This window comes from Deltaproteobacteria bacterium (assembly GCA_016208165.1).
Taxonomy (GTDB): domain Bacteria; phylum Desulfobacterota; class Desulfarculia; order JACQYL01; family JACQYL01; genus JACQYL01.
Genome location: JACQYL010000026.1, coordinates 1 through 5777, shown reverse-complemented (window position 1 = coordinate 5777; position 5777 = coordinate 1). Strand labels below are relative to the sequence as shown.

General features: G+C 57.0%; 6 protein-coding genes. All 6 read left to right on the top strand.

What is annotated here, in order from left to right; genetic code table 11:
* The first annotated feature begins 178 nt into the window (after positions 1 to 178).
* Positions 179 to 1348 (top strand): acetoin utilization protein AcuC, encoded by a 1170-nt coding sequence (locus HY788_05260; GenBank protein MBI4773580.1) that lies wholly within the window; start codon positions 179 to 181, stop codon positions 1346 to 1348.
* A gap of 75 nt (positions 1349 to 1423) precedes the next feature.
* Positions 1424 to 2191: a hypothetical protein gene (locus tag HY788_05255; GenBank protein ID MBI4773579.1), complete on the top strand. Its 768-nt coding sequence runs from the start codon at positions 1424 to 1426 to the stop codon at positions 2189 to 2191.
* Between the two features lie 132 nt (positions 2192 to 2323).
* A complete protein-coding gene (rdgC, locus tag HY788_05250; GenBank protein ID MBI4773578.1) occupies positions 2324 to 2923 on the top strand; it encodes a recombination-associated protein RdgC in 600 nt (199 codons plus the stop codon).
* Between the two features lie 174 nt (positions 2924 to 3097).
* Positions 3098 to 3616 carry a hypothetical protein gene (locus HY788_05245; protein MBI4773577.1) on the top strand — a complete coding sequence of 173 codons (519 nt, stop codon included), beginning with the start codon at positions 3098 to 3100 and terminating at the stop codon, positions 3614 to 3616.
* A 164-nt stretch (positions 3617 to 3780) separates the two neighbouring features.
* A complete protein-coding gene (zwf, locus tag HY788_05240) occupies positions 3781 to 5364 on the top strand; it encodes a glucose-6-phosphate dehydrogenase (GenBank protein MBI4773576.1) in 1584 nt (527 codons plus the stop codon).
* A gap of 260 nt (positions 5365 to 5624) precedes the next feature.
* On the top strand, positions 5625 to 5777 hold a 153-nt coding region (locus HY788_05235; GenBank protein ID MBI4773575.1), incomplete at its 3' end, for a hypothetical protein.

Genomic DNA, 5777 nt, shown 5'->3' with positions numbered 1-5777 from the left:
TTGGGAGTATGCAACTGATTTGCATTCGAGTCAAGAGATACCCGATCCCCGTTCGTGCGCATAGCGCGGCATGCCGGACCCGCGCCCGCAAGAATCCGGACGGGTAGTATCCACTTGACAAACAGGGTCCCAAATTAGAATGTAACCGCTTACTACCTTGCACTTTCAGGAGCGGAATGTGATCGGGACGGCTTTCCTCTACACCAGCGAATATGATCGATTCGACTACGGTCCTCGCCATCCGCTCAGGATCTCGCGGCTCAGACTCACGCATCAACTCATGGATGCTTACGGACTGCTCGACCTGGAAAACTGCGCCTATCTGGCGACACGCTCCGCCAAGTTGGAAGAACTGCTGGTCTTTCATGCAAAAGATTACCTGACCGTACTGGAAAACGCCGGCTGCGGCCGGATGTCCGACGATTTGTACCTCTACGGCATCGGCCCGGGCGACAATCCGGCTTTCTCGGGAATGCTGGAATGGTCCCTGTTAACGGCCGGCGCGACCCTGCAATGCGCGGAAGTTCTCGCGAAAGAAGAGGTGCGCATCGCCTTTAACGTGGCCGGAGGTCTTCACCATGCGGCTCCGCGCATGGCGTCGGGTTTCTGTTACGCAAACGATCCCGTTCTCGGAATTCTGGCGCTCAAACAAAAGGGGCGCCGGGTCGCCTACATCGATGTGGACGCCCATCACGGGGACGGCGTTCAGAATGCCTTCTATTCGGACCCCGATGTACTGACCATATCGTTCCATCAGGACGGCGCCACCCTGTTCCCCGGCAGCGGCCCCGTGACCGATATCGGACGGGACGAGGGGCGGGGGTTTTCCATAAACGTGCCCTTCCTGCCCCATGCGGACGACGCAGTCTTCACCAAGGCTTTCAAGAAAGTGGTCCCAGAGGCGATCGAGCTGTTCGATCCGGACGTCATTGTGGCTCAATTGGGCGTGGACAGCTTCCGAACGGACCCACTGGCGTCCTTAGACCTGACCACCAACGGATTTTGCGAGGCGGTCGGCATGATTGTCGACCTGAAACGCCCCCTTCTCGCCCTAGGCGGCGGCGGTTATGAAACGAGCAACGTGGCCAGAGCCTGGACCCTGGCGTGGGCCATCATGAATGATATCGAGTTACCCGAAGACCTGCCGGATTCATTGAGACCCGCTTTCGAGTGTATCGGATACCATAAACGGTCTCTGAGGGACGCTCGGTACACAGGCTGCGGACGCGCGAACGAGGAAGCCCATCGCCGCGCCGATGAAACCGTCGCCTGGATCGAGGAGCACGTATTCCCCTTGATCAGGGAAAAGGTGCCTTCTCCTAGGAGCCGCCGGGGCGGGTCGGATTGATTTCCCCTCGACGCACTGATTCTCCATGGGGACATACGGCCCAATGGTTCGGAACCTGTCGCCCGGAGTCGTGACATGGAACAATACCGGAAAGCATTTGCGCGGCTGTTGGCTGAAACCGGAGCCCTGTTCTTCGACAAGGGGCTCGTTTTGAAAGATGGTCGTCCCACCCCGTATTTTGTAAATATGGGAGGATTTCGGACCGGGAAACTCAACTATGAACTGGGTGGTTTTTTCGCCGAGTTACTGGTACGATCAGGCCTGTTGGAGCACACGGACGTCATACTGGGGCCGTCTTACAAAGGCAGCGCCATCGCCTGCGCAACCACCAATGCGCTGTGGCTGAATCACCGGAAAGAGCTGTTGTTCGAGTACGATCGCAAGGAAGCCAAGACCCATGGCGAGGCGTCCGCTTCAAAAAGCCTGTTTGTGAACGGGTGCTTCACGGTAAACAGGAACATTGTGATCGTTGACGACGTGGGCACCTCCATGGCCACAAAATACGAGTTGGTGGAAAAAATCGAAAACGAGGCGGCCCTGAAGGGCGTCGAACTTCGGATTCGCGCCGTGGTGCTGGGTATCGATCGGGAGCAGACGACGGCTGTCTACGACCAGGCGGGCAACGTGCTACTGGGGGTCAGAGGATCCGACGCCGCGGACGAATTCGCATCGAAGACCGGCATAGAGGTCCACCGGATCTGCGGTATTCGCGATATCGTCGAATACCTGTTCAAGGAACGGATACCGGTAACCGTTGCCGGGCGGATGCAGGCCCTGGACGACCCGTTGAAACAGGAGTTCGATCGATATCTCGATGTCTACGGCACTCGGTCCGTCCGATAAGCGCCGAGAACGCCGTTCCCGGTTTTTCAAAGGCGTCCGTCGAATCGGTTTTGGCCGCACGCCGCCGTTTCAGGGGATCAAAGGATTTCAGAACCACCGCATACAATCGCTTCAACCCGACGGAATGGAACTATGGGCTTCTTGACCGGCACATGCACGTTTACAAAATACAGAATCGAGGGCGACGAACCTATATCCTTCCGGGATTTCGTCGACGAACGTTTGAAGAGATTCGCCTTCCGGGAACTGGAAGGCGCCAGCGATGAAAAAACCACGGGATGGGTAGGCCTGGGCAGTGTTCTGGATACCGAGTTTCTGAACGCCTATTATTCCGTAGGCGATTATCTGGCGTTTTCGCTGCGGATCGACCGCCGATCCGTACCCGCGGCCCTGCACAAGAAACACGTACTCGAGGCTGAAGAGAAAGCCAGGACAATGACGGGCCGGCGCTATCTCAGCAAAGGGGAAAAGACCGAGATCAAAGACCGGGTCCACGCCACCCTCATGTCCAAAGTGATGGCGGTTCCTTCCCTGTTCGACGTGTGCTGGTGTGTCTCGGAGCGATGGCTGCTGCTGGCTTCACTGGCGCCCAAGGTTCGCGAAGAGTTCGAGAAACTGTTCAAAAGATGCTTTGAACTGGAAGCTTTTCCTTTTGTGCCGTGGACGGCCCGGTATCTGGATCCGGAACTCGAGGCAACACTGGGACGATTAACGCCTGCATCGTTTGTTTAGGCCTAACAGGCTGTTGAAAAACGCGATCTGCGGCGTTGCGCTTCATCCCTCGTCACTGCGACGTACTCTATGTACGCCTTGTTCCTCGGGATTTGCGCGCCTTGCATCTCATCGTTTTTCAACGGCCTGTAACAACCCGGCTTTTTCAACGGGCTGCTTAAGGAGTACATCGGTTTGTTCGAGGAAAAGGGTACTATTTCTTTTTTGGGCCGGGAGTTTCTCACCTGGCTGTGGTTCAAGAGCGAAGAGCGAAACGGAACCGTGCATTTACCCGATACGGGTGATGTGTTCATTCAGTTCCAAAAACGGATCGTTCTGGAATCGGGCGAGGGAGAATACGCTGAGACCGTGTCCTGCCAGGGATTTCACGCCGACTTGGCCGAGGGGAAAGCGGCTCTCAGGGAGGGCAAGAAAGTTCGCGAGGCCCGAATTACTCTGGGAGTCGGCAGTCAGGAGTGGGAATTCACGTTCAAAGCGGACCAGTTTCAATTCCAATCCATGAAACTGCCGAAAACCATGCCGCTTTCGGAAGAGGAACAGGATCTTGAACCGCGTTTGCTGGAACGCATCAGCCTGGTGGAAGAGCCCGTCCAGGCGATGCAAAGGCTGTTCGAGCAGTTCCTTTCGAAACGTTTGGGTTCCGCCTGGATCGATGAGGAATTGCCGTCCCTGCGAAAATGGATGCAGACCTGACCGTGGTGATGCCGGCCCCGTGCAAATTTCAAAAGAGGGCGTCCCAGCCGACGTAACCGGGGTTGCCGCCAAGCGGCCCTCCGCTCCGGCGAAACGTGGACCCGGACTGCGCTCCTTCCGATCCCCCGGATCCGGCCATGGAAACCGATTGAGGAAGCCCGAGCATGAACCGCAAGGATCGACGAAAGACCCAAGATATTGGGAGCGCCAAGGCCGACGCGCCGGGGAACAAAGGCGTGTCGCCGTGTCACGTGGAAAGGGAATTGGAACCCTGCACCTTGGTGATTCTGGGCGCTTCCGGAGACCTGACGCGCGGAAAACTGATTCCCGCCCTGTTCAATCTGTACCTCACCAAAGTACTTCCGGATCCGTTCCTGATCGTGGGCTGCGGGCGAAGTGAAATGGACGATGGGGAGTTTCGCGCATCGAGCAGCTCGCTCGCCCTGTCGACGGGAAAAGCGACGGAAAAGGAATGGCGCGCTTTCGCCGACCGTCTTCATTACCTGCCGATCGTCTACGATGACGCCGGCTCGTTTCAGAAGTTGGGCGCGTTGCTCGACGAGCTGGAACGACAGCGTCAACCCGTCGGCAATCGTATCTTCTATCTCGCCACACCTCCGACGCTCTATGAAACCCTGACCGAACAGATCGGAATGGCGGGACTTTCCAAGGAGCGGCAGGACGGCAAAGGCTGGGTTCGAATCGTGATCGAAAAGCCTTTCGGACATGATCTTTCGTCGGCGATCTCCCTGAACCATACCACACGCCGATATTTCAACGAGGCTCAAGTCTACCGCATCGACCACTATCTGGCCAAGGAAACCGTCCAGAATATTCTGACATTCCGGTTCGCCAACGCCATTTTCGAACCCATCTGGAACCGGAGTTACATCGACCATGTTCATATTACGGCGGCGGAGACCCTGGGGACTGGGCACCGCGCCGGGTATTACGAACAGGCCGGCGTCCTTCGGGACATGTTCCAAAACCATATGCTGCAACTCCTGGCCTTGACGGCCATGGAGCCGCCATCGAGATTCGAGGCGGAACATGTCCGGGACGAACGAGCCAAGTTGTTCCGTTCGCTCCAGCCTTTTCCCACGGATCGCGTGCAGGAAAACATCGTGCTGGGCCAGTACGGGCCGGGGACGATCGAAGGCCGGCGGGTGCCCGGTTATCGTGAAGAACCCGGCGTCGACGCCCAATCGCTGACTCCGACCTACGCCATGATGCGAGTGTTCATAGATAATTGGCGCTGGCAGGGAGTACCGTTTTATGTGGCCTCCGGCAAGAGGCTGGCGCGCAAGCTCACCAACATCATCATACATTTCAAACAAGTCCCCTACTCCATGTTCCGCAACGTCTTGGGGGAACACATTACTACCAACGTCCTGACCCTGGGCATACAACCGGAAGAACGCATATTCCTGTCCTTCCAGGCCAAGATGCCCGGAGCCCGTCTATGCCTGCAGGCGGTGAACATGAATTTCAGCTACGACGAATACTACTCCGGGCCTAAGCTGGACGCCTATGAAAAGGCGATTATCGACTGCATGCTGGGAGAGCAAGTGCTGTTCTGGAGACAAGACGCCGTGGAACTCTGCTGGTCCTATCTGATGCCGATTCTGGAAGAGTGCGAAAAGTGCGGAGACCGCGAAGCCCGTCTGCGCTTTTACGAGGCCGGCGGTTGGGGACCCCGCGACAAGGACGAACGGATGATGCTGCACGAGCATCTTGCGGAGACTTAGGGTAGACCGTGCTTCAGGTCTGGGTGCGGCGGCTCCGACGCAGCTGATAGGTACGGCGCGAAGCCGGGTAACGGCCCCATCGGACACGTCGTGCGAGGTCCATGGGTAATGGACGCGCGCTTGTTCGCGAGGCGGTCTTCTAAACCGTTTCTTCTTCTCCGTCATTCCGGCGAAAGACACTGCGCCGTAACTATGGAAACGTCATTTCGGACGAACCCAGTGAGATCCCGAATCCATAAAAATATAATGGATCCAAACAATTGACTGATGCCCCATTCCATCCCATGGACGTTCGACCGGAAGTCTATTATTACCGGAAAATGCACGACCTGAATACACTTGCAGCCGCGATTCTGACACGCCTGGCCGATGCGGCCGTTCGTGAGCGGGGAAGGTTCACGTTCGTGCTTTCC